Source organism: Pseudomonas putida W15Oct28, assembly GCF_000708715.2.
GTDB classification, from domain to species: domain Bacteria; phylum Pseudomonadota; class Gammaproteobacteria; order Pseudomonadales; family Pseudomonadaceae; genus Aquipseudomonas; species Aquipseudomonas putida_R.
Map to the genome: position 1 here is coordinate 45,348 of NZ_JENB01000010.1, position 24,197 is coordinate 69,544.

Sequence of the window (24,197 nt, forward strand, 5' to 3'; positions counted from 1 at the left end):
GGATCAGCGGCGAATGACGCCGACGCTCAAGCCCTCAATCACCAGTTCCTGATCTTTCAGGTCGACTTCGATGGGGGCGAATTCGGGGTTTTCGGCAAGCAGCCAGACCTTGCTGCCTTCACGCTTGAAGCGCTTGACGGTCACTTCGTCACCGATGCGGGCCACCACAATCTGACCGTTGCGGGCTTCGCGGCAGGTGTGTACTGCCAGCAGGTCGCCGTCGAAGATGCCGACGTCCTTCATGCTCATGCCGTGGACGCGCAGCAAATAGTCGGCCTGGGGGTGGAAGAAGGCAGGGTTGATATTGCAGGATTGCTCAATGTGCTGTTCGGCAAGAATTGGCGCGCCGGCAGCCACCCGGCCGATGATCGGCAAGCCGCTTTCTTCTGCCTTGGTATCCAGGCCGGGGATGCGGATGCCGCGAGAGGCGCCCGGGGTCATCTCGATCGCGCCCTTGCGGGCGAGGGCCTTGAGGTGCTCCTCGGCGGCGTTGGGCGACTTGAAGCCCAGCTCCTGAGCGATCTCGGCGCGTGTCGGCGGGAAGCCGTTGTCTTCCAGGCAGCGCTTGATGAACGCGAGAATTTCGGCTTGGCGTGGCGTCAGTTTCAACATGGTGAGCGCTCTGTCTTTTTGTACAGTGACTGGGATTATATACAGTACTGGATGCGCTGCAAGCCAAATGGCGCAATAAACCTGAGCGGTGGCGCTTGCAGCCGGCTCTCTGGCGCTTTTAAATGGCGACCGCCCGGTCACCGAGCCTTGACAGAAGCAGGGCTGAAACGTATGTTTCAAACACCTGTTTGTCTGGCGGAGCACGCGGAGTAGTCATGGCCCAATCGGAAACCGTTGAACGCATTCTCGATGCTGCCGAGCAGCTGTTCGCGGAAAGGGGGTTCGCCGAGACCTCGTTGCGGCTGATTACCAGCAAGGCCGGGGTCAACCTCGCAGCCGTCAACTATCATTTCGGCTCCAAGAAGGCGCTTATCCAGGCCGTGTTCTCGCGCTTCCTCGGGCCATTCTGCACCAGCCTCGAGCGGGAGCTGGAGCGGCGCCAGGCCAAGCCGGAGCACAAGCCCAGCCTCGAAGAACTGCTGGAAATGCTGGTTGAACAGGCGTTGGCCGTGCAACCTCGCAGCAACAACGACCTGTCGATCTTCATGCGCCTGCTGGGCCTTGCCTTCAGCCAGAGCCAAGGCCACCTGCGGCGTTACCTGGAAGACATGTACGGCAAAGTGTTCCGCCGCTACATGCTGCTGGTCAACGAGGCCGCGCCTCGTATTCCTCCACTGGAGCTGTTCTGGCGCGTGCACTTCATGCTGGGTGCCGCCGCCTTCAGCATGTCGGGTATCAAGGCCCTGCGGGCAATTGCCGAGACTGACTTCGGCATCAACACCTCGATCGAGCAGGTGATGCGCCTGATGGTACCGTTCCTGGCCGCAGGCATGCGTGCCGACAGCGGCGTCACCGACGAGGCCATGGCGACGGCGCAGCTGCGTCCACGCAGCAAGACTACCGCTATCACCGCCAAGGCCTGAAGGCTGGGCGGGGCAGGGCGCTTCGGCTAAGCTAGCGCCCATGCCCGATCTCGACCTGCTGCACATTTCCCTCGCCGACCAATGCCTATATGGCTTTGCCCGTGGCCAGCTGCGCGTACGCCTGCCGGTTTCCACGGCGCGCAACGGTGCCGGCGAGCGCAATGGCTCGGGCTGCACGCCGCGCGGCCTGCACCAGGTGCGGGCGAAGATCGGCGCGGGCCTGCCGCTTAATGCGGTACTGGCCGGGCGGCGCTGGACGGGTGAGGTGTGGTCGCCGGCGTTGCATGCGCAATACCCCGGCCGCGACTGGATACTGACTCGCATCCTCTGGCTCAGTGGCTGCCAGCCTGGCGTCAATCGCCTGGGCGCGGTCGACACGTTCCGCCGCTACATCTACCTGCACGGCACCCCCGATACGGAACCCATGGGCATAGCGCTGTCCCATGGCTGCATACGCCTGCGCAACACTGACTTGCTTGGCCTGTTCGACCGTATCGGGGTGCATTGCCCGGTGCAGGTCGCAGAGGCCGCATGCCCTGATTGGGCTTCTCTCGTTCTGCAATGAAGGATTACCTATGACCGTCAGCCTGCAAGGCTCCCTGATGGTGGATATCGCCGGTAAATGGCTGACCGCCGAAGACCGTCACTTGCTGCGCCAGCCCGAAGTGGCCGGCCTGATCATCTTTGCCCGCAACATCGACAGCCCGCGCCAGGTGCGTGAGCTGTGCGCGTCGATCCGTGCCATCCGCCCCGAGCTGATTCTGGCGGTGGACCAGGAAGGCGGCCGCGTGCAGCGCCTGCGTCAGGGTTTCGTGCGCCTCCCGGCCATGCGTGCGCTGGCCGACAATGACAACGCCGAATACCTGGCGGAGCAGTGCGGCTGGTTGATGGCGACCGAGGTGCTGGCGGTTGGCCTGGACCTCAGCTTTGCCCCGGTGCTCGACCTGGACCACCAGCGTAGCGCCGTGGTCGGCAGCCGTGCCTTCGAGGGTGACCCGCTGCGTGCCACGCAACTGGCGGGGGCGTTCATTCGCGGCATGACCGCGGCGGGCATGGCTGCCTGTGGCAAGCACTTCCCGGGGCATGGCTGGGCCGAGGCTGACTCGCATGTGGCCATTCCTACCGATGAGCGCAGCCTTGAGCAATTGCGCCAGGCCGACCTGGTGCCGTTCTCGCGCCTGAGCGGGCAATTGGCGGCGGTGATGCCGGCGCATGTCATCTACCCGCAGGTCGACAACCAGCCAGCCGGTTTCTCCCGGCGCTGGCTGCAGGACATCCTGCGCGGCGAGCTGGGCTTTGACGGGGTGATCTTCAGTGATGACCTGTCGATGGCCGGTGCGCATGTGGTGGGTGATGCGGCCAGCCGTATCGAGGCGGCGTTGAGTGCCGGCTGTGACATGGGCCTGGTGTGTAATGACCGGGCGGCGGCGGAGCTGGCTTTGAGCGCAGCGCAGCGGTTGAAGGTCAAGCCATCGCCGCGGATTGCGCGGATGCGTGGACAAGGGTTTGCGCGGACCGACTACCGCCAGCAGCCGCGCTGGCTGGAGGCGTTGGGGGCGTTGAAGGAAGCTCAGTTGGTCGATTGACCGTGCTGGCTTCTTCGCGGGCTTGCCCGCTCCCACAGTTGCGGCGTTGGTTTTTAGGGTGGTGTAGTGCCTGTGCGGGCCTCTTCGCGGGCAAGCCCGCTCCCACAGGTACAGCGCCGACCTTGACAGCTGTGAAAGTCCTGTGGGAGCGGGCTTGCCCGCGAAGAGGCCGGTACGGGCAACAGAAGATAAAGGGTTTACCGCCCGCGCTTGCCTGGCAATGGCGCAAACAGGGCCTCGATTTCTTCATCTCCCATGCGCCACTGCCCAGCCTGCCCGCCATCGAGCAAGCTAGCCGCCAGTGCTGCCTTCTCTTGCTGCAACAGCTGGATCTTCTCCTCCACGGTGCCCCGGGTGATCAGCTTGAACACGAACACTGGCTTGTCCTGGCCAATGCGGTAGGCGCGGTCGGTGGCCTGGTTTTCGCTGGCCGGGTTCCACCAGGGGTCGAAGTGGATCACCGTGTCCGCAGCCGTCAGGTTCAAGCCCACACCCCCCGCCTTGAGGCTGATCAGGAACACTTCGCTGCCCCCCTGCTGGAACTGCTGCACTGGCGTGCGCCGGTCGCGGGTCTCGCCGGTCAGCAGGCTGTAGCGGATGTTGCGTTTTTCCAGCTCCTGCTCGATCAACGCCAGCATCGAGGTGAACTGCGAGAACAGCAGCACCCGACGGCCTTCGCTCAGCAGCTCTTCGAGCATTTCCAGCAGTGCGCCCAGCTTGCCTTTGTCGGCCTGGTTGCCTTTGCTTTCCACACCTTTGACCAGGCGCAGGTCGCAGCACACCTGGCGCAGTTTGAGGAGGGCGTCGAGGATGACGATCTGGCTGCGTGCCGCGCCATTGCGGGCGATTTCGTCGCGGACTTTCTTGTCCATGGCCACCCGCACGGCCTCGTAGGTATCGCGCTGGGCGTCGCTGAGCTCGACCCAGTGCACCATTTCGGTCTTGGCCGGCAACTCGGTGGCCACCTGCTCCTTGGTGCGGCGCAGCAGGAACGGGCGGATGCGCGTGACCAGATGGCCCAGCCGCTCAGCGTCGCCATGGCGTTCGATCGGGGTGCGGTAGTCCTGGTTGAAGCGTTTGACATCACCCAGCCAGCCGGGCATGAGGAAGTGGAAGATCGACCACAACTCGCCCAGGTTGTTTTCCATCGGCGTACCGGTCAGGCACAGGCGCTGGCCAGCCTGTAGCTCGCAGACGGCAAGGGCGGCCTTGCTGGTGCTGCTCTTGATGTTCTGTGCCTCGTCCAGCACCAGCACGTGCCAGGCCTGGGCGCGCAGGTGCTCAAGGTCGCGTGGCACCAGGGCATAGGTGGTCAGGACCAGATCGTATTCATGCAGCTTGGCAAAATGCTTGCTGCGCCCCGGGCCATGCAGTGCCAGCACGCGTAGGTCGGGGGCAAAGCGCTGGGCTTCGTCCAGCCAGTTGGGTATCAGGCTGGTGGGCATGACCGCCAGGGCGGGTGCTTGCAGGCGCCCGGACTCCTTCTCCAGCAGCAGGTGTGCCAGAGCCTGCAGGGTCTTGCCCAGGCCCATGTCGTCACCGAGGATGCCGCCGGTGCCCATCTCCCGCAGGGCCTGCAGCCAGTTCAGGCCTTGCTGCTGATAGGGGCGCAAGCTGGCCTGGAGCCCGGCGGGTGGGGCCACTTGCAGGTCGCGGGCATCACGCAGGCGGCGGCCCAGATCGCGCACATGCTGGCCACCTTCCCAGTGCAAGGGCAGGCCTTCGATGTCGTTCAGGCGTGCGGCGTCGGCGCGCTCCATGCGCAGGGCCGGGCCCGCTGTGGCTTCGTGCAGGTACAGCTCGCCCAGGGTGCCCATCACGGCCTTGATGCGGCCGTAGGGCAGGGCGACGCGTAACGCCGGGGCATCCAGGCGGCCGCGGTTCAGGTCGATCAACAGGTGTTCATCGTCACTGCGCCGGGCCAGTTCGTTGGGGCGCAGCAGCTCTGGGCTGCTGCGCAGCAGTTGCAACACGATGGGCAACAGGCTGTGGCGCTGGCCATCGACCACGATGCCCAGTTCCAGGTCGAACCATTCATGGCCGGGCGCTTCGTCGATGCTGGCGTACCAGTCGTCCACCTCGTGCAGGTTGAAGGAAAAATCGCGGTGGATGTCGATCACCCAGCCGGCTTCACGCAGGCGCGCCAAGCCGTTGCGAGCGAAGTGCAGCCAGGCCTCGTCATCGGGCAGTTGGTGCATTTCGCCAGCGCTGTCGGGCAGGGCCTTGCTCTGCCGGGTGGCGGCCTTGAAGCCGAGGTCGCGTAGCGTCTTGCGCAATGCTTGCTCGGCCTTGGGCTGGCGGCGAATGCGCTGGCTGGTGGCATCCACCAGGCGGGTCAACGGCTTCTCGTCGTTGCCGCTGGCGCGTAGGCCGTCGTAGTCGAACGACAGCGCGGCGCGGTGCTGCATCTGGCGCTGCATGCGGCCGGTCTTGGGCATGTAGGCGCTGTACTCGAGGCTGCCCAGGGTCAGGTGGGGGCGAGGCTCGATCGTGTCGATCTGTTCACTGCGGACCTTGGTGGGGGTCGGGACCTGACGGTTCAATGCGTTCAAACGATGGCTCAGGGGGATGATCAGGTGCTCGGGAACCGTCGGTGCGCTGGCCAGTTGGCTGGCAATGAACGGGTCAAGGTCATGCAGCAGCTTGCCGGTCTGCCCGCTTTCTGGGTCGACGTAATAGAGAGGGTCGACCGGCAGTGCCAGTGTGTGGGTATTTTCAGCATGGTGCCAGGCGCCGCGGTAGCTGCCGTTTTCCAGCCGCATCCAGCGAAACTCGGCGTGCAGGTCGGGGCCTTGGGCAAGAGGTGTCTGCTGTTGGTCGTACAGCAAGCGGCCGGTGGCGAGGGCATATTCGTAGAGTTCGGCGCCCTTTTTGCCTTCCAGGCGTGCGATGGGCAGGCTGTAATCCTTGCTGAGTGCATCGATCAGCCGCAGCGCACGCAAGTCTTCATCGGTCACGTACTTGGGTGTGTAGTAGATGAGCTCGGGCATCGAACTGGGCCGGCCCAGCTTCAAGCTGTCATCGGCCTGGCGGGTACCTTTGAACACGCTGAGCATGCACTGGCCATGGTTGTTGCTCACCACATAGTAGAGTGCAGGGCCTTTGCGTTTGGCGGGTTCTGTGGCAAGGGCTACCGGTACTTCCAGGGCCTCGACCCAATGTGCCAGCTCGGGGGGCAGTTCAAGGGACTCCTGCGCTGCTGGCGTGACGGCAAGGGGGGCGTCAGGTGTGCCTTCGACCCAGTCCGGACCACGTTCAAGCAGATAGAGCGCCGCTGCACAGTGTTTGCAATTGTTACCGACCGGGCACGAGCAGGTGCCCTCGCACTCAAGGCCATCCTCGGTCATGTCCAGCGTGATGCGTTGATAGTAGGCGCGGCCGCCAGAGCCTGTGCACTGCGCGCGAATGGTCAGGTCCAGGATCGATACGATTTCGCTCCTGCCTTCGTCTGCATAGTCGAGGCCGCGTTGCAGCGTTTTGCGGTCAAACGCGAACCTCCAGGTGTCAAGTCCCCGGATAAAGAACTGCGCATCGGTCTCGCTCACATCACTGCTCCATCATCTCCGGGTCCATCACCGGCATTTTCGGCGTGCCCGGTGGTGTCACCTTCAGCAGCACCGCCAGGTGACCGCCGTCGAGGAAGGTCAACTGGCCGCCCTTGACGTTGCTGTTGCTCTGCTTGAACTGCTCGCTTTGCAGGACGCTGCCGTTGCCGTCCAGCTGGTTCACCCAGAAGTTGGCCTCGACTGCGATAAAGCGGCCTTCAGCGATGCTCAGGTTACCCTCGATGGGGAAGTGGCCGAACTGTTCGGCGCCTTCGCCCAGGGCGATGCGGCTGGGCTCGCTGCCGACCTGCTGCTGCCAGGCCTTGTGCATCAATACGGTGTAGTCGGCGGTGGCTTCCAGGCGGGTGGCTTCGTCTTCCAGCGCCAGGCGGCGTTCGGCGTCTTTGGCCAGGCGCGGCGCACCGGCGCTCCAGTCTTCGGGGGCGAACGGGCTGGTGAAGGCGGGCACGCTGTTCTGCCGCACCAGGAGCATTTCTACCTGATACAGGCCTTCGGCGAAGGCGGCTGGCGCGAACAGCGCCAGCAGCAGGGTCAGGCAACGGATGGCACGCATGGATCTTCCTTAGGCAGGCTGTGGTGTCAGGCGCTCGAACAGCGCCTCCAGGGTATTGAAGCGTTCGTCGGGGCGTTCCATCGGGACCAGGAAGCGGAACTGGGTGGCGCCTTCGAACTTGTAGCGTTTGGGCTGGCCCTGGATCAGCTTGATCAGGGTCAGCGGGTCGACCGGGGTTTCGGCCTCGAACTCGAGCTTGCCGCCATTGGGGCCGGCATCGACTTTCTTGATGCCGAGCTTTTCTGCGTGCAGCTTGAGCGAAGTCAGGCGCATCAGGTTCTTGGTCGGCTCTGGCAGCAGGCCGAAGCGGTCGATCATTTCCACTTGCAGGTCCTTGAGGCCTTCTTCGTCGGCGGCCGAGGCAATGCGCTTGTACAGGATCAGCCGTGCATGCACGTCGGGCAGGTAGCTCTCGGGGATCAGCGCCGGCAGGCGCAGGTTGATCTCCGGGCCGCCGCCCAGCGGCTGCTCGAGATTCGGTTGAGTACCCTTGCGGATCGCCTTGACCGCGCGCTCGAGCATTTCCATGTACAGGGTAAAGCCCACCGCCTGAATTTGCCCGCTCTGGCCTTCGCCCAGCAGCTCGCCGGCACCGCGGATTTCCAGGTCGTTGGTGGCCAGCACGAAGCCGGCGCCCAGGTCCTGGGTGTTGGCGATGGCCTCCAGGCGTTTTTCGGCGTCGGCGCTGACCTTCTGACGGGTAGGCGTGAGCAGGTAGGCGTAAGCCTGGTGGTGGCTACGACCAACCCGGCCACGCAGCTGGTGCAGCTGGGCCAGGCCAAACTTGTCGGCCCGCTCGATGACGATGGTGTTGGCGCTGGGCACGTCGATGCCGGTTTCTATGATGGTCGAGGCCACCAGCACGTTGAAGCGCTTGTGGTAGAAGTCGCTCATCACCTGTTCCAGCTCGCGCTCGCGCATTTGCCCGTGGCCGATGCCGATGCGTGCCTCGGGCACCAGTTCGGCAAGGTCGGCGGCACATTTTTCGATGGTTTTCACATCGTTGTGCAGGTAGTACACCTGGCCACCGCGCAGCAGCTCACGCAGCAGCGCCTCTTTCACGGTGCTGTTGTTGTGCTCCATGACGAAGGTTCGCACCGACAAACGGCGCGCCGGCGGCGTGGCGATGATCGACAAGTCGCGCATGCCGGCCACTGCCATGTTCAGCGTGCGCGGAATCGGCGTGGCGGTCAGGGTGAGGATGTCGACCTCGCTGCGCAGGGCCTTCAGCTGCTCCTTCTGGCGCACGCCAAAGCGGTGCTCTTCGTCGATGATGGCCAGGCCCAGGTCCTTGAAGCGCACATCGTCCTGCAGCAGCTTGTGAGTGCCGATGAGGATGTCGATCTTGCCTTCGGCCAGGTCGGCGGCTGCGGCTGCCACTTCCTTGGCGGACTTGAAGCGGCTCATCACTTCCACGGTCACCGGCCAGTCGGCAAAACGGTCGCGGAAGCTGTTGTAGTGTTGCTGGGCGAGCAGGGTAGTGGGCACCAGCACTGCAACCTGGCGGCCACTGTGCACGGCGATGAACGCGGCGCGCATGGCCACTTCGGTCTTGCCGAAGCCGACGTCGCCGCACACCAGGCGGTCCATCGGCTTGGGCGCCAGCATGTCGGCCCGCACGGCCTCGATGGCCGTTTGCTGGTCCGGGGTTTCTTCGAACGGGAAGCCGGCACTGAAGGTGGCGTAGTCGGCGGACGGGTCGGCAAACGCATAACCCTTGCGCGCGGCGCGGCGGGCATAGATGTCGAGCAGCTCGGCGGCCACGTCGCGCACCTGTTCGGCGGCCTTGCGCTTGGCTTTCTGCCAGGCCTCGGAGCCCAGCCGGTGCAGCGGTGCCAGGGCATCGTCGCTGCCGGTGTAGCGGGCGATCAGGTGCAGGTTGGCCACCGGCACGTACAGCTTGGCGTTCTCGGCGTATTCCAGGGTGAGGAATTCGGCCGCCTGGCCGTCGATCTCCAGGGTGGCCAGGCCCAGGTAGCGGCCTACACCATGGTCGATGTGCACCACCGGCGCGCCTTCGCGCAGCTCGGTGAGGTTCTTGATGACCGCGTCGTTGGCGGTTTCGCCACGCTTGTCGCGGCGGCGGCGCTGCATTACTCGCTGGCCGAACAACGGGCTTTCCGCGACCAGGGCCAGGCCTGGGTCGTCCAGCACCAGGCCGTCATCCAGCGGGGCGATGGTGATCGCCAGGCGCTCGCTACCGGTAATGAAGTCGGCCCAGCCGTCGACGGTGTGCGGGCGCAGTTTCAGCCGATCGAGCAGTTCCAGCAGCACTTCGCGGCGGCCGGCGGATTCGGCGGTGAACAGCACGCGGCCGGGGAACTGGTCGAGGAAGTTGGCCAGCTCGGCCAGCGGCTGGTTGGCCTTGGCCTCGATGGCCAGGTTAGGCAGGGCCCGCGCCGGGAAGCGCTCGCGGCCAACGCCCGGCTCGAGGTCTTCGCTGCTGACCACCACCCGCGGCCATTGCTTTAGCCGGGCGAAGCAGTCTTCCACCGGCATGAACAGCTCGGCGGGCGGCAGCAGCGGGCGGCTGAGGTCGCCGCGGCGGTCTTCATAACGCCCGCGCACGTCGTTCCAGAAGTGTTCGGCGGCCTGTTCCACGCCGGGCAGCGAAAACACCTGGGTGTCGGCCGGCAGGTAGTCGAACAGGGTGGAAGTCTCTTCGAAGAACAGCGGCAGGTAGTACTCGATGCCGGCAGGGATGATGCCGCTGGCCAGGTCCTGGAAGATCGCGCTGCGGCGGAAGTCGACGTCGAAGCGTTCACGGAAGCGTGCCTTGAAGCGTGTCACTTCCTCTTTCTGCATCGGAAATTCGCGTGCCGGCAGCAGGCGCACCGAATCCACCTTGTCGATCGAGCGCTGGGTCTCGGGGTCGAAGGTGCGCAGTGTCTCGATCTCGTCATCGAACAGGTCGATGCGGTAGGGCAGTTTGCTGCCCATCGGGAACAGGTCGATCAGCGCACCGCGCACGGCGAACTCGCCATGCTCGTAGACGGTGTCGACGCAACGATAGCCACTGGCCTCCAGGCGCGTGCGCATCTGCTCCACGTCGATGGTCTGGCCCACGTCCAGCACCAGGCTGCTGCCCAGCAGGAAGCGCGTGGGTGCCAGGCGGTGCAGGGCAGTGGTAACCGGCACCACGAGGATGCCGTGGCTCAGCTCCGGCAGGCGGTACAGGCTGGCGATGCGCTGGGAAATGATGTCCTGGTGTGGCGAGAACAGGTCGTAGGGCAGGGTTTCCCAGTCGGGGAACGGCAGCACTGGCAGGTCTGGGGCGAAGAAGCGCAGCTCCTGCTCCAGACGGTCGGCGGCCTGGCTGTCGGCGGTCAGCAGCAGGGTGAAGCGGCCAGCGTTGCTGGCAGCCTCGGCGATGGCAAGGCTGAGGGCGGCACCGGGCAGGTTACCCCAGGTTTGTTTGCCGGCCGTGGCCGACATGTGCGGTAGGCGCAGAACTGACACGGGAGATTGCACTCCAAGCGTTGCGGCAAAGACACCGATTGTACCGGTGAGCGTGCCGGCTGTCAGGCTCGAAAGGGCGTGAACGCTGGCTTGCATCACTACGACAGGCGCTCATTGCCGGTTCCGCGTCGGGGCGTCATAATGTAGCCCCTTTTTTCTGTCCCTACATGTGGAAGGTTCCCGTGACTCAGAAGCCCGACCAGTGTCTTGGTGAGTGGATTGATCGTGAAGCTCTGGCTGAAGCGATGATCCCGCTTATCGGTCAGCTCTACCGCAACAACAACGTGGTGAGCTCGATTTATGGCCGTAGCCTGATCAACCGTTCGGTTATCTCGATCCTCAAGGCGCACCGCTTTGCGCGTCATCGTCAAGCCGACGAAACCGAACTGTCCGTCCACGAGACATTCCCCCTGCTCAAGGCCATGAGCGAGCTGAAACTGGGCGCCGCTTCGGTCGACCTGGGCAAGCTGGCCAACAAGTTCAAGCAGGAAGGCAATGGCCGCACTGCCGAGCAGTTCGTCCGTGAAGAGCTGGCCGACGTGGTTGGCCAGCAGAACGCTTCGGCGCGCAAAGGCACCGACGTTGTGCTGTACGGCTTCGGTCGCATCGGCCGCCTGCTGGCGCGCATCCTGATCGAGAAGACCGGTGGTGGCGACGGCCTGCGCCTGCGTGCCATTGTCGTGCGCAAAGGCGCCGAGAACGACCTGGTCAAGCGTGCCAGCCTGCTGCGCCGTGACTCGGTACACGGCCCGTTCGATGGCACCATCACCATCGACGAAGCCAACAACACCATCACCGCCAACGGCAACCTGATCCAGGTTATCTACGCCAAGAGCCCGAGCGAAGTCGACTACACCCAGTACGGCATCGACAACGCGCTGATCGTCGACAACACCGGCGTATGGCGTGATGCCGACGGCCTGGGCCAGCACCTGGCCTGCCCGGGCGCTGCCCGCGTGATCCTCACCGCACCTGGCAAGGGCGCGCTGAAGAACATCGTGCACGGCATCAACCACGGTGACATCACTGCCGATGACAAGATCATCTCGGCGGCCTCCTGCACCACCAACGCCATCGTGCCGGTGCTGAAGGCTGTCAACGACAAGTACGGCATCATCAACGGCCACGTCGAAACCGTTCACTCGTTCACCAACGACCAGAACCTGATCGACAACTTCCACAAGGGCAGCCGCCGTGGTCGTGCCGCGCCGCTGAACATGGTCATTACCGAAACCGGCGCCGCCACTGCTGCCGCCAAGGCACTGCCAGTGCTGAAGGGCAAGCTGACCGGCAACGCCATTCGCGTGCCGACGCCGAACGTTTCGATGGCCATCCTGAACCTGAACCTGGAAAAGGCCACCAACCGCGAGGAAATCAACGAGTACCTGCGCCAGACGGCCATGCACTCGGAACTGCACAAGCAGATCGACTACGTCAGCTCGCAGGAAGTGGTTTCGACCGACTTCGTTGGCTCGCGCCACGCCGGTGTGGTTGACGCTGAAGCCACCATCGCCAACGACAGCCGCGTTGTCCTGTACGTCTGGTACGACAACGAATTCGGTTACAGCTGCCAGGTGGTTCGCGTGATGGAAGACATGGCCGGTGTGAACCCGCCAGCGTTTCCACGCTGATCCGCTTGTAAGGCAATGAAAAAACGGGAACCTTCGGGTTCCCGTTTTTTTTTGCCCGAAACCAGTCGAGCTTTTTGTAGGAGCGGCCTTGTGTCGCGAAAGGGCCGCAGAGCGGCCCCGGGATTTCAGCAGTGATGCAAAAAATGCCGGGGCCGCTCTGCGGCCCTTTCGCGACACAAGGCCGCTCCTACACTGACCGTGCTGGCATGCAAAACCGAGAGATCTCATTGCGCACAGCCTTACTGTTCATCCTCCTGCTGCTTACCGCCTGCAACCAGGGCCCCACCCTGGAGCGCCTGGGCGGCCCGACCATGGGCAGCAGCTACAGCATCCAGTACGTCCGTGAGCCCGGTGGCCCGGCGCCGGCGCAGGTGCAGGCAGCGGTCGAAACCATCCTGAGCGACATCGACCAGCACTATTCGACCTATCGCGGCGACTCCACCGTCAGCCGTTTCAACCAGTTGCCCGCCAATCAGTGCCTGCCCCTGCCGCCCGACATGCTCGAACTGGTTGGCCTCGGCCAGCACCTTGCCGAGCAGAGCGACGGCGCCTTCGACCTCACCGTCGAGCCCTTGCTTGACCTGTGGGGCTTCGGCCCCCAGGCCCGCCACGAGCAGGTGCCTGACCCGCAAGCCCTGGCCCAGGTTCGCCAGCGTGTGGGCTACCGGCATTTGCACATCGAAGGCCATGCCCTGTGCAAGGACGCCCCGGTGCAGCTCGACTTCAACAGCATCGCCGCCGGCCATGCTGTCGACCTGATCGCCGCACGCCTGCAGGCGATGGGCGTGGCCAGCTTTGTCGCCGAAGTTACCGGGGAGCTGAAGGCGGTTGGCCGCAAGCCCGATGGCAGCCGCTGGCGCATCGCCCTGGAGTTGCCCCGCGAAGACCGCCAGATCGCCCGGCAGATCATTGCGGTCAATGGCCTTTCAGTCTCAACCTCGGGTGACTATCGGCACTATTTCGAGGAGAATGGCCGGCGCTATTCGCACACCTTCGATGCCCGCCTCGGGCGCCCTGTGCAGCACGACCTGGCTGCAGTCACCGTGCTGGATGCCTCGGCGTTGCAGGCCGACGGCTATTCGACGCTGCTGCTGATCCTTGGCCCTGAGCGTGGCTGGGATTTTGCCGTGGCGCACGGCTTGGCCGCGGTATTGGTGACTCGGGCGGAGGGTGGCTTCGTCTCTCGAGCTACGCCCGCATTCGAACGGGCAGTGAAAGGCGATTGAAAGCGCAGGCAGGGATGATTGCCGCCAGGGAATGGGTGAACCATATGTAGTGCGGGCAAAATTGGCCTACGACGCGACCAAGGGTTAATGTGCGCGGCGTTCACGCTTGATTAGACTGCACCCGAATTTTCTCATGACGCCCCGGCGGCATGATCGCGTCCCGCAAGCGACCGTGGCTTGCGGGCCAGTTCTGAAGGAGTACGCATGGCTGTCTACAACTACGACGTAGTGGTGCTGGGTTCCGGCCCGGCCGGTGAAGGCGCGGCAATGAACGCCGCCAAAGCAGGGCGCAAGGTGGCGATGGTCGATGACCGTCGCCAGGTCGGTGGCAACTGCACGCACCTGGGTACCATCCCGTCCAAGGCACTGCGTCACTCGGTGCGGCAGATCATGCAGTTCAACACCAACCCGATGTTCCGGGCCATCGGTGAACCGCGCTGGTTCTCGTTCCCGGACGTGCTGAAAAGCGCCGAGAAGGTGATTTCCAAGCAAGTTGCATCACGCACCGGCTACTACGCCCGCAACCGCGTCGACCTGTTCTTCGGCACCGGCAGCTTCGCCGACGAGCAAACCGTTGAAGTGGTGTGCCCGAACGGTGTGGTGGAAAAGCTCAACGCCAAGCACATCATCATTGCCACCGGCTCGCGCCCGTACCGCCCGGCCGACATCGACTTCCACCACCCGCGCGTCTACGACAGCGACACCATCCTCAGCCTCAGCCACACCCCGCGCAAGCTGATCGTGTACGGCGCCGGCGTGATCGGTTGCGAATACGCGTCGATCTTCAGCGGCCTGGGTGTGCTGGTAGAGCTGGTGGACAACCGCGGGCAGCTGTTGAGCTTCCTGGATTCGGAAATTTCCCAGGCGCTGAGCTACCACTTCAGCAACAACAACATCACCGTGCGCCACAACGAAGAGTATGAGCGTGTCGAAGGCCTGGACAACGGGGTGATCCTGCACCTGAAGTCGGGCAAGAAGATCAAGGCCGACGCCTTGCTGTGGTGCAACGGCCGTACCGGCAACACCGACAAGCTGGGCCTGGAAAACATCGGCATCAAGGTCAACAGCCGTGGCCAGATCGAGGTCGACCAGGCTTACCGCACCACCGTGCCGAACATCTACGGTGCCGGTGACGTGATCGGCTGGCCGAGCCTGGCCAGTGCCGCCCATGACCAGGGGCGCTCTGCGGCTGGCAGCATCGTCGACAATGGCAGCTGGCGCTTCGTCAACGACGTACCGACCGGTATTTACACCATTCCGGAAATCAGCTCGATCGGCAAGAACGAGCAAGAGCTGACCCAGGCCAAGGTGCCGTACGAAGTGGGCAAGGCCTTCTTCAAGGGCATGGCGCGTGCGCAGATCGCCGGCGAGCCGCAGGGCATGCTGAAGATTCTGTTCCACCGTGAAACCCTGGAAATCCTCGGCGTGCACTGCTTCGGCTACCAGGCTTCGGAAATCGTCCACATCGGCCAGGCGATCATGAACCAGCCGGGTGAGCTGAATAACCTGAAGTACTTCGTCAACACCACGTTCAACTACCCGACCATGGCCGAAGCCTACCGGGTGGCTGCGTACGACGGCCTGAACCGGCTTTTTTGAGCGGCTCCGACCGGTGGCCTGAGCCGGTCGGAGAGACCGATTTCAACCCTACCCGAGGGTGGTCTTGGCCAAACCGGGAAAGTCTGTAATCAGGCTGTCTGCGCCAAAGTCAGCGAGCCGGCGCATCAGTGCCGGCTCGTTGACCGTCCACACCGACACGTGCAAACCCTGGCCCTGAGCTTTGAGCAGGCGCTCGGGGGTGCACAGTGTCCAGTTCAATGCCAGCAGCTCGCAGCCGTAGTTCTGCGCGACCTTCAACGGGTCGAGCCAGGCGTACTCGGCGACCAGCCCGCGTTTCACGTCCGGCACCAGCTCCAGGGCGGCGCCCAGCACTTCGCGTGAGCTGGAGGTGATGGTGACCTTGTCCAGCAGGCCGTACTGCTGAGCCAGTTCGCGAATCGCCAGCACGGTGGTGGCGGCGCGGGTGCGCGAAGCGCTTTTCACCTCCAGCTGCCAGTGCTCGAACGGGCATTTCTCGAACAGCTCTTCCAGTTTCGGGATAGGGCAGGGCTGCACGTGGCCCGGGCCACCGTTGCGGGCATCGATCTTCACCAGGTCGGCGGCAGGGTGGTCGACCACCTTGCCGCGTCGGCCGGTGGTGCGCTTGAGGCTTGGGTCGTGGATCACCATCAGCTCGTTGTCGGCCGACAGGTGCAGGTCCAGTTCGCAGCGGGTGACGCCGTGGGACAGGCACTGGCGGAAGCTGTTCAGGGTGTTTTCGGGCGCTTCGCCCTTGGCGCCGCGATGGCCGTAGATCAGGGTCACGTTCGTTCCTTCAAATCAGAGAAAAATAGGCTCATGAGGCGGGATCGTTCTGGTCCAGCTGCTGGCGCCGTTGTTGTTGCTGGCGCTGCAGGATGTAGCGAGCCAGCAGTTGACGCTGGGCGTCGGTCATGTCGATGAATTCGGTGCCGACTTCGAAGCCGCCCTCGGGGCAGGGGTCGCAATGGGTGACCTTGCCGCGCAGCAGCAAGCCATGGGCGCGCGGCATCAGCACCATCTTCACTTTCACCCGGGTGCCCGGGGCAATCTGTGTCGCCTGCGCGAATTCGATACCGCCTTCGGAAAGCACCACCGGCAAAGGCTGGCCGACTTCGCCGAGCAGGGTTTGGGCAACGACTGCGCTGAGCAGGTCGAGGCGTTTGTTCTGCGCCCGCAGGAAGGCCGCGAGGGTGCGATCCTTGTCGCTCAACTGACGCAGCAGGTGCTGCGACTCGAAGTCGGACAGGTGCAGCTCGCTGAGCAGGTTGAACAGCGGGGAATCATCTTGCAATACATCTGGGTCAAGGGCTTCGGCCGCGCTGAGGGGGCTGATTTGAAGTGCGATCCGATCTTCGATGCGGTAGTATTCGCGGCGATCTTCTTCGTCTAATGTCGTCATGGCGAACCCAAGGTAGCGGCGGTGGTCCGAGTGTAAAGCCGCCGTAGGCGCCTCGCCACAAGGACGTTCCCTTTCATCCGAACAAGCCCCGACATGTTCAGACCTCTTTTCGCATTCATAGGCACGCGTTATACCCGTGCCAAACGCCGTAATCACTTCGTCTCGTTCATTTCCCTGACCTCGATGATCGGCCTCGCCCTGGGCGTGGTGGTGATGATCGTGGTGCTATCGGTAATGAACGGTTTCGACCACGAGATGCGCACCCGTGTGCTGGGCATGATCCCACATGCCACGCTGGAGAGCGGCCAGCCCATTGCTGACTGGCCTGCCCTTGCCCAACAAGTAAAGCAGAATCCGCAGGTGGTGGCGGTTGCGCCGTTCACCCAGATGCAGGGCCTGCTGACCCATGACGGCAAGGTGCAGAAGGTGCTGCTCAACGGCATCGACCCAGCCCGCGAGCGCGAGGTGTCGATCATCGACAACTTCGTCCTGCAGGGCCGCCTCGACCAGCTGGCGCCGGGTGAGTGGGGCATCATGATCGGCGACAAGGCCGCGGCCAAGCTGGGTGTGGCCATCGGCGACAAACTCACCTTCGTCGCCCCCGAGGTCAGCGTAACGCCGGCCGGCATGTTCCCGCGCATGAAACGCTTCACCGTGGTGGGTACCTTCCACGTGGGCGCAGGCGAGATCGACGGTTACCTGGGGCTGACCAACATCAGCGACCTTTCCCGCCTGCACCGCTGGAAGCCCGACCAGGTGCAGGGCCTGCGCCTGAAGTTCGACGACCTGTTCCAGGCGCCCCGCGTGGCCTGGAGCATCGCCCAGCAGCTGGGCGACCAGGAGTTCTACAGCCGTGACTGGACCCGCACCCACGGCAACCTGTACCAGGCAATCCGCATGGAAAAGGCCATGATCGGCCTGCTGTTGCTGCTGATCGTGGCGGTGGCGGCGTTCAACATCATTTCCACCCTGGTGATGGTGGTCAATGACAAGCGCGGCGACATTGCCATCTTGCGCACGCTGGGCGCCACGCCCGGGCAGATCATGCTCATCTTCATGGTCCAGGGCACGGTGATCGGGGTGATCGGCACCCTGATCGGCGCCGTGGTCGGGATCGTCGCCGCACTTAACGTGAGCGCGGCGATCGCCGGCATCGAGAAGCTGATCGGGCACAAGTTCCTGAACGCCGACGTGTACTTCATCGATTACCTGCCGTCGCAGATCCAGTCCCAGGACGTGTACATGGTCTGCGGTGCGGCGCTGGTCCTGAGTTTCTTCGCCACCCTGTACCCGGCCTGGCGTGCGGCCCGCACCCAGCCTGCAGAGGCGCTACGTTATGAGTGAGTCGCGCATGAGTGATAAAGCCGTTCTGAGTTGCCGCAACCTGGGCAAGTCCTACGACGAGGGCCCGGAATCGGTGAAGGTGCTGTCTGGCCTCAACCTGGAGCTGCATGCCGGTGAGCGGGTGGCCATTGTCGGTAGCTCCGGCTCGGGCAAGAGTACCTTGCTCAACCTGCTGGGCGGCCTTGATCGGCCGACCCAGGGCAGCGTATGGCTGGCGGGCGAAGAGCTGTCGGCGCTGGGCGAACGTGCCCGTGGCCTGCTGCGCAACCGTGAGCTGGGCTTTGTCTATCAGTTCCACCACCTGTTGCCGGAATTCACCGCCATCGAGAACGTGTGCATGCCGCTGCTGATCGGCCGCACGCCCATCCCCGAGGCCCGGGAACGTGCCGAAGCGCTGCTCAAGCGCGTGGGCCTGGGCCATCGCTTGAGCCACAAGCCGGCCGAGCTGTCTGGCGGTGAGCGCCAGCGGGTAGCGATTGCCCGGGCACTGGTCAACCGCCCCGGCCTGGTGATGCTCGATGAGCCTACCGGCAACCTCGACCACCATACCGCCCAGGGCATCCAGGAACTGATGCAGGAGCTGTCCAGCTCATCGCGCACGGCGTTCCTGGTGGTGACCCACGACCTCAACCTGGCGCGGCAGATGGACCGTGTATTGAAGCTCGACGACGGCCACCTGGTGGCGATCTGATCGACTGCTCGGGGCGGCAGGTGCCGCCCCGTTTTCCTGTTTTCATTGGGTGATTTCGTACATGTTCAGACCCTTGCCCATCTTCATCGGCGCGCGCTACACCCGAGCCAAGCGCCGCAACCATTTCATCTCGTTCATCTCGATGACCTCGATGATCGGCCTGTCGCTGGGCGTGCTGGCGATGATCGTGGTGCTGTCGGTGATGAACGGCTTCCAGCGCGAAATGAGCTCGCGCATTCTCGGCCTGGTACCGCATGCCGCCATCCTCGGCGTACAACCGCTGGACGACTGGCGCAAGGTGGCCGACGCAGCCCTGCAGAACCCGGCGGTGACGGCGGCAGCGCCGATTACCGAAATGGAGGGCATGCTGTCGTACAAAGGTGCGATGCAGCCGATCCAGGTGGGCGGTATCGACCCGGCCGAAGAGGGCAAGGTCTCGATCGTTGGCCAGCACATTGTCCAGGGCCGCCTGCAGGACCTGCAGCCGGGTGAGTTCGGTGTGGTTATCGGCGAATTGACCGCACGGCGCTTCCGCCTGAACACCGGCGACAAGCTGACCCTGATCGTGCCGGAAATCAGCAAGGAACCGGGTGGTATCACCCCGCGCATGCAGCGCCTGACGGTGGTCGGTATCTTCAAGGTTGGCGCCGAGCTGGATGGTTCGCAGGCCTACATCCACGTGGCCGATGCCGGCGAGATGCAACGCTGGGCGCCGGGCCAGGTGCAGGGTGTACGCCTGAAGCTGCATGACCTGTATGCGGCGCCGCAGGTGTCCAAGGCGATCGTTGCCGGGCTGGGTGACGCCTACCGCGCCGATGACTGGTCGCACACCCAGGGCAGCCTGTTCAGCGCCATGAAGATGGAAAAGACCATGATCGGCCTGCTGCTGATGATGATCATCGCCGTGGCGGCATTCAACATCATTGCCACCCTGGTGATGGTGGTGAACGACAAGGGGCCGGACATTGCCATCCTGCGTACCTTGGGCGCCACGCCGGCGCAGATCATGGGCACGTTCATGGTCCAGGGCAGCCTGATCGGTGTGGTCGGGACGCTGATCGGTGGCGTGCTGGGCGTGATTGCGGCGTTCAATGTCAGCCAGATCGTGGGTTGGCTGGAGCGGGTGAGCGGGCAGCACATCTTTACGTCGGATGTGTACTTCGTCAGCAGCTTGCCGTCGCAGTTGCAGTGGGGCGATGTGGTGATGATCTGTACGGCTGGGCTGGTGATGAGCTTTTTGGCGACCATTTACCCGGCTTATCGCGCGTCGCAGGTGCAGCCGGCGATTGGCTTGTCGGTTTGATGTTTGCCTGAGATTTTGGGGGCGCTTTGCGCCCCTTTCGCGACGCAAGGCCGCTCCTACAGGAGGCGCGTCAGCCTGCGAATACGCGGTCCCTTGTAGGAGCGGCCTTGCGTCGCGATGGGCTGCGAAGCAGCCCCCATTTCACCGATCCTGACTGAACTCGATCACAAACCGAGTCCACCCATCCCCACACTCCGCCCGAATGCGCCCGCCATGGGCCTGCACGATCGACCGGGTAATCGCCAAGCCCAATCCCGCATGCTCGCTACTGCCTTCGCGCCGTGCCGGGTCTACCCGGTAGAAGCGGTCGAACAGCCGCGGCAAAGCAGCCGGCTCGATGGCCAGCCCGGTATTGGCCACGCTGATTGTCGGCCCCGGCGCCAGCGTCACCCTTATCTGCCCACCCGCCGGAGTAAAGCGCATGGCGTTATCCAGCAGGTTGGACAGTGCCCGGCGCAGCATATGCCGGTCACCGTGCAGCACGGCCTCCCCCTCACGCAGCATCTGCACGTTACTGTCTTCGGCCAGGGGCGCGTAGTACTCCAGCAGCGCATCCACCTCGTCATGCAGCGCCAAAGGCGCTTGCCCCGGTACCAGCAGGCCGTGGTCGGCCTTGGCCAGGAACAGCATGTCGTTGATCATCTGCGCCATCCACTGCAGTTCTTCCAGGTTGCCATGCAGCGCCTCGCGGTATTCCTCAAGGCTGCGCGGGCGGGTGAGGGTGACCTGGGTGTGGGTCAGCAGGTTGGACAGCGGCGTGCGCAGCTCGTGGGCGATGTCGGCAGAAAATGCCGACAGGCGCTGGAAGGCATCGTCCAGGCGTTGCAGCATGGCGTTCATGCTGGTGGCCAGCTCGGCCAGCTCTTCGGGCATTTGCGCCACCGGCAGGCGCGTGGTGAGCGAGCGCGCCGAGACACTGGCGGCCACCTGGCCCATCTGCCGTAACGGGCGCAGGCCGCTGCGTACCGCCCAGGCGCCGAGCAGCGCGGTGGCCAGCGCTGAAAGGCCAACGGTCAGCCAGATCAGCCGTTGCATGCCCTGCAGGAAATGCTGGTGGTGGGTGATGTCGAGGTACAGGGCCAGTTGTGGCGACTGCACGGCGCCCTGCGCCAGGTGCACAGCCAGGCTGCGGTAGTCGATGCCTTGTGCATGCAGGGTGGCCAGCCCGGCGGGCAGCGGTGCTTGCGGCAGCCCGCTACGGCTTTCGAACCAGGTGGTGCCGTCGCTGCCGCTGATGCGCAGGGCCAGGTCGGCCTGGTGGCTCAGCTCATCGCGCAGGGCGGGCAGGCGTGCCTGCAGCTCGGTCGGGGTGGCGATGCCAGCCAGTTGCGTGCGGAACAACGACAGGCGCGAGTCCAGCAGTTGCTGGTCGAGTTCGACGAAGTGCTGCTCGCTGGCCCGGCTGAACAACAGGCCGGCGCCGAGCGAGACGGCGGCGGTGCAGGCGGCGAACAACAGGGCCAGACGGCTGCCGAGGGAAACCCTGCGCATCATTCCGTGCGCTCTTCCAGTACATAGCCCATGCCGCGTACGGTGTGGATCAGCTTGTTGGGGTGCGGGTCGTCGATCTTCAGGCGCAAGCGGCGTATCGCCACTTCGATCACGTTGGTGTCGCTGTCGAAATTCATGTCCCACACCTGCGAGGCGATCAGCGATTTTGGTAGCACCTCGCCCTGGCGGCGCAGCAGCAGTTCGAGCAGGGCGAACTCCTTGGCGGTCAGGTCAATGCGCTGGCCGGCGCGCTCGGCGCGGCGGCGGATCAGGTCCAGGCGCAGGTCGGCCAGGCTCAGGGTGGTGTCCTGGCTGGGGCTGGTGCCACGGCGCAGCAGGCTGCGCACCCGGGCCAGCAGTTCGGAAAAGGCGAACGGCTTGACCAGGTAGTCGTCGGCGCCCAGCTCCAGACCATGCACGCGGTCCTCGACGGCATCGCGGGCGGTGAGGAACAGCACCGGCGTGTCCAGGCCGGCCTGGCGCACGGCCTGGAGGATCTGCCAGCCGTCACGGCCAGGCAGCATCACGTCGAGGATCAGCAGGTCGTGATCGCCGGTCAGGGCCAGGAACTGGCCGGTTTCGCCATCGGTGGCCAGCTCGGTGGCGAAGCCAGCCTCGCTCAAGCCCTGGCTCAGGTACTGGCCGGTGCGGGCCTGGTCTTCGACGATCAGCAGTTTCATGTTTTTACCAAGATGTCAGGAGAGACACGGTCACTGTGGGAGCGGGCATGCCCGCGAAGAGGCCAACACGGTGGATGGCACGGGCTTCGCCCGTGTTCGCGGGCATGCCCGCTCCCACAGAGATCGTGCAGCCTGTTGGGTTTTGGACAAGACAGCTACCCCACAGCGCGCCGGCTTTAGCTGAAATGATACGTGACGAAGTGCAGGCACGCCCAAGCTGACAAAGTTGTAATCTCCCTGTCAGGTAGCTGCCAGTGGCCCCTGACTAAGGTGGCCTCATCCTGTTGTACATTTCCGGAGTCATCATGAAACGCCTGTTCATCGCCGCCGCCCTTGCCCTGGCCAGCCTGCCGACCATTGCCGGCGAGGCGCAAACCTTCGCCTTTGGCGAGCCGGCCCTGGCGAACAAAGCCACCCGCACGGTCAACGTGGTGCTCAAGGACATCGCCTTCGAGCCCAAAAACCTGCAGGTAAAAGCCGGCGAAACGGTGCGCTTCGTGCTGGTCAACGAGGGCAAGCTGCCGCATGAATTCAACCTGGGCGACAAGGCCATGCATGCCGAACACCAGAAGGAAATGGTCGCCATGCAAGGCAAGATGTTCACCGAGGCCATGAACCACGAAGGCATGGACCACGGCCAGATGATGGATCACGGCGGTGGCCATGGCCACGGTGGCGGCAACACGGTGCTGGTCATGCCAGGCCAGCGCGCCGAGCTGACCTGGGCCTTCAGTAAGTCGGCGCCCATCGAATTTGCCTGCAACGTGCCGGGGCATTACCAGGCTGGCATGGTCGGGGCGTTGACCATCGAGTGACTTGCGCTCCAAGGCAGGGTGCAAAACCGGTAGACTAGGGGCAATTTCGAACCTCTAGGTCAGTTTCCATGCATCCTGCTGCCGAACACTCGCCGCTGGGCAAGTCCAGCGAATACATTGCCACTTACTCCCCGGAGCAGCTGTTCCCGATTCCGCGCACCGCGAAGTGGGCCGAACTGGGCGTTACCGCGCAGACTCTGCCCTGGCAGGGCGTGGATTACTGGAACTGCTTCGAGCTGAGCTGGCTGCTGCCCTCGGGCAAACCAGTCGTGGCGATCGGAGAGTTCGCCATCCCGGCCGATTCGCCGAACATCATCGAGTCCAAGTCGTTCAAGCTGTACCTCAACTCGCTGAACCAGACGGTGTTCGCCTCGCTGGACGAATTGCAGGCCTGCCTTGAGAAAGACCTGTCTGCCGCCGCCGGCAAGCCGGTGGGCGTGAAGGTGCGCACCTTGGCCGAAGTCGAGGCCCAGGGCGTGGAGGCCTTGCCGGGGCTGTGCATCGATGCGCTGGACGTTGCCATCAGCAACTACGAGCAGCCGCAGCCAGAGCTGCTGCGCTGCAACGCAGAGCGTGTAGTGGAAGAAACCTTGCACAGCCACCTGCTGAAGTCCAACTGCCCGGTGACCGGCCAGCCGGACTGGGGCAGCGTGGTGGTGGAGTACAAGGGCAGGGCGCTGGACCACGCCAGCCTGCTGACCTACCTGATCAGCTTCCGCCAGCATGCCGACTTCCATGAGCAGTGCGTCGAGCGCATTTACCTGGATTTGAAGAACCTGCTGCAGCCGGAGCACCTGACGGTGTATGCGCGGTATGTGCGCCGCGGTGGGCTGGATATCAACCCGTACCGTAGCACTGGGGCGATCAGCCCTGACAACAAACGGCTGGTTCGGCAGTAAGGCTCAAGTACGTTGGGGGCGCTCTGCGCCCCTTTCGCGACACAAGGCCGCTCCCACAGGTTCAGCGCATGACCACGGTTTTGCGCTGAACCTGTAGGAGCAGCCTTGTGCTGCGAATGGGCCGCAGAGCGGCCCCAGCTATTTCAGATCCCCATGCTGTGCAGCGAATTGGCAATGCTGCGCAGGGTGGCGGTGAGGTCCGGGTGGTCGGCCTCGAAGCGTTCGATTGCCAGGTTCACGCCATCCACCAGGTTGTTGTCCGGCGTGGCTTCCTCAAGTTTCAGTTGCGCCTCGATCTGGCGTGCTTCTTCGTGCAACGCGGCCAGTTCGTCTTCCGAAAGCGGTACGTTGCGGTCCAGTTGCTCGCGCAAGCTGTTCAGGCGCTCTTGCAATTCGCGGGCAGGCATTGGCATTTCTCCATCAATGGCTTGGCAAGCC

The 24,197-nt window shown here is 64.0% G+C and carries 20 protein-coding genes; 11 read left to right on the forward strand and 9 right to left on the reverse strand.

What is annotated here, in order from left to right:
- Window positions 1-3 precede the first annotated feature (3 nt).
- The gene (lexA, locus tag AK81_RS08920) at window positions 4-612 is read right to left on the reverse strand and encodes a transcriptional repressor LexA (RefSeq protein ID WP_016500740.1); all 609 of its coding nucleotides are present in this window, start codon (window positions 610-612) and stop codon (window positions 4-6) included.
- A 215-nt stretch (window positions 613-827) separates the two neighbouring features.
- Between lexA and AK81_RS08925 the strand changes: the two genes are divergently transcribed.
- Genes AK81_RS08925 through nagZ form a run of 3 tightly spaced genes read left to right on the forward strand, consistent with a single transcriptional unit; the run spans window position 828 to window position 3,121 of the window.
- The gene (locus tag AK81_RS08925; RefSeq protein WP_043198384.1) at window positions 828-1,535 is read left to right on the forward strand and encodes a TetR/AcrR family transcriptional regulator; all 708 of its coding nucleotides are present in this window, start codon (window positions 828-830) and stop codon (window positions 1,533-1,535) included.
- A gap of 40 nt (window positions 1,536-1,575) precedes the next feature.
- The gene (locus AK81_RS08930) at window positions 1,576-2,100 is read left to right on the forward strand and encodes a L,D-transpeptidase (protein ID WP_043198385.1); all 525 of its coding nucleotides are present in this window, start codon (window positions 1,576-1,578) and stop codon (window positions 2,098-2,100) included.
- 22 nt (window positions 2,101-2,122) lie between these two features.
- Window positions 2,123-3,121: a beta-N-acetylhexosaminidase gene (nagZ, locus tag AK81_RS08935; protein ID WP_193393752.1), complete on the forward strand. Its 999-nt coding sequence runs from the start codon at window positions 2,123-2,125 to the stop codon at window positions 3,119-3,121.
- 197 nt (window positions 3,122-3,318) lie between these two features.
- Here the strand turns inward: nagZ and AK81_RS28030 are convergent, their stop codons facing one another.
- The 3 genes from AK81_RS28030 to mfd are packed head-to-tail and all read right to left on the reverse strand — an operon-like array spanning window position 3,319 to window position 10,699.
- On the reverse strand, window positions 3,319-6,666 hold the full coding sequence (locus AK81_RS28030) for a DEAD/DEAH box helicase (RefSeq protein WP_081042033.1): 3,348 nt from the start codon (window positions 6,664-6,666) through the stop codon (window positions 3,319-3,321).
- A gap of 1 nt (window position 6,667) precedes the next feature.
- Complete coding sequence (locus AK81_RS08945; RefSeq protein WP_043198389.1) at window positions 6,668-7,240, reverse strand: CsiV family protein; 573 nt, start codon at window positions 7,238-7,240, stop codon at window positions 6,668-6,670.
- 9 nt (window positions 7,241-7,249) lie between these two features.
- Complete coding sequence (mfd, locus tag AK81_RS08950) at window positions 7,250-10,699, reverse strand: transcription-repair coupling factor (RefSeq protein ID WP_043198390.1); 3,450 nt, start codon at window positions 10,697-10,699, stop codon at window positions 7,250-7,252.
- 167 nt (window positions 10,700-10,866) lie between these two features.
- Here mfd and AK81_RS08955 point away from each other — a divergent pair, with 167 nt between their 5' ends.
- The 3 genes from AK81_RS08955 to sthA all read left to right on the forward strand — a co-directional run bounded on the left by AK81_RS08955 (window position 10,867) and on the right by sthA (window position 15,155).
- A complete protein-coding gene (locus AK81_RS08955) occupies window positions 10,867-12,330 on the forward strand; it encodes a glyceraldehyde-3-phosphate dehydrogenase (protein WP_043198392.1) in 1,464 nt (487 codons plus the stop codon).
- Window positions 12,331-12,557: 227 nt separating this feature from the next.
- On the forward strand, window positions 12,558-13,556 hold the full coding sequence (locus tag AK81_RS08960; protein ID WP_043198534.1) for an FAD:protein FMN transferase: 999 nt from the start codon (window positions 12,558-12,560) through the stop codon (window positions 13,554-13,556).
- Window positions 13,557-13,760: 204 nt separating this feature from the next.
- A complete protein-coding gene (gene sthA / locus AK81_RS08965) occupies window positions 13,761-15,155 on the forward strand; it encodes a Si-specific NAD(P)(+) transhydrogenase (protein ID WP_043198393.1) in 1,395 nt (464 codons plus the stop codon).
- 48 nt (window positions 15,156-15,203) lie between these two features.
- Here the strand turns inward: sthA and AK81_RS08970 are convergent, their stop codons facing one another.
- A complete protein-coding gene (locus tag AK81_RS08970; protein ID WP_043198394.1) occupies window positions 15,204-15,920 on the reverse strand; it encodes a glycerophosphodiester phosphodiesterase in 717 nt (238 codons plus the stop codon).
- Window positions 15,921-15,951: 31 nt separating this feature from the next.
- Entirely contained in the window at window positions 15,952-16,536 is a 585-nt protein-coding gene (locus AK81_RS08975) for a PilZ domain-containing protein (protein WP_043198395.1), read from the reverse strand.
- 93 nt (window positions 16,537-16,629) lie between these two features.
- Here AK81_RS08975 and AK81_RS08980 point away from each other — a divergent pair, with 93 nt between their 5' ends.
- From AK81_RS08980 to AK81_RS08990, 3 genes are all read left to right on the forward strand, one after another.
- Window positions 16,630-17,880, forward strand: coding sequence for a lipoprotein-releasing ABC transporter permease subunit (locus tag AK81_RS08980; protein ID WP_016500727.1), 1,251 nt, complete (start codon window positions 16,630-16,632; stop codon window positions 17,878-17,880).
- 7 nt (window positions 17,881-17,887) lie between these two features.
- The gene (lolD, locus tag AK81_RS08985; protein WP_169725112.1) at window positions 17,888-18,571 is read left to right on the forward strand and encodes a lipoprotein-releasing ABC transporter ATP-binding protein LolD; all 684 of its coding nucleotides are present in this window, start codon (window positions 17,888-17,890) and stop codon (window positions 18,569-18,571) included.
- Between the two features lie 61 nt (window positions 18,572-18,632).
- Window positions 18,633-19,874 (forward strand): lipoprotein-releasing ABC transporter permease subunit, encoded by a 1,242-nt coding sequence (locus AK81_RS08990; protein WP_043198536.1) that lies wholly within the window; start codon window positions 18,633-18,635, stop codon window positions 19,872-19,874.
- A 141-nt stretch (window positions 19,875-20,015) separates the two neighbouring features.
- Here AK81_RS08990 and AK81_RS08995 read toward each other — a convergent pair whose 3' ends face one another.
- Both AK81_RS08995 and cinR read right to left on the reverse strand, forming a co-directional pair.
- Window positions 20,016-21,368 carry a heavy metal sensor histidine kinase gene (locus tag AK81_RS08995; RefSeq protein WP_043198396.1) on the reverse strand — a complete coding sequence of 451 codons (1,353 nt, stop codon included), beginning with the start codon at window positions 21,366-21,368 and terminating at the stop codon, window positions 20,016-20,018.
- Window positions 21,365-22,045, reverse strand: coding sequence for a two-component system response regulator CinR (gene cinR, locus AK81_RS09000; RefSeq protein WP_043198397.1), 681 nt, complete (start codon window positions 22,043-22,045; stop codon window positions 21,365-21,367). Before cinR ends, AK81_RS08995 begins: the two co-directional genes overlap by 4 nt.
- 305 nt (window positions 22,046-22,350) lie before the next feature.
- Between cinR and AK81_RS09005 the strand changes: the two genes are divergently transcribed.
- Together AK81_RS09005 and queF are read left to right on the forward strand one after the other, a co-directional pair.
- Window positions 22,351-22,860, forward strand: a complete 510-nt coding sequence (locus tag AK81_RS09005; protein WP_043198398.1) for a cupredoxin domain-containing protein — start codon at window positions 22,351-22,353, stop codon at window positions 22,858-22,860.
- Between the two features lie 68 nt (window positions 22,861-22,928).
- On the forward strand, window positions 22,929-23,759 hold the full coding sequence (queF, locus tag AK81_RS09010; RefSeq protein ID WP_043198400.1) for an NADPH-dependent 7-cyano-7-deazaguanine reductase QueF: 831 nt from the start codon (window positions 22,929-22,931) through the stop codon (window positions 23,757-23,759).
- A 143-nt stretch (window positions 23,760-23,902) separates the two neighbouring features.
- Here queF and AK81_RS09015 read toward each other — a convergent pair whose 3' ends face one another.
- Window positions 23,903-24,166, reverse strand: a complete 264-nt coding sequence (locus AK81_RS09015; RefSeq protein ID WP_019471256.1) for a DUF4404 family protein — start codon at window positions 24,164-24,166, stop codon at window positions 23,903-23,905.
- Window positions 24,167-24,197: the final 31 nt, after the last annotated feature.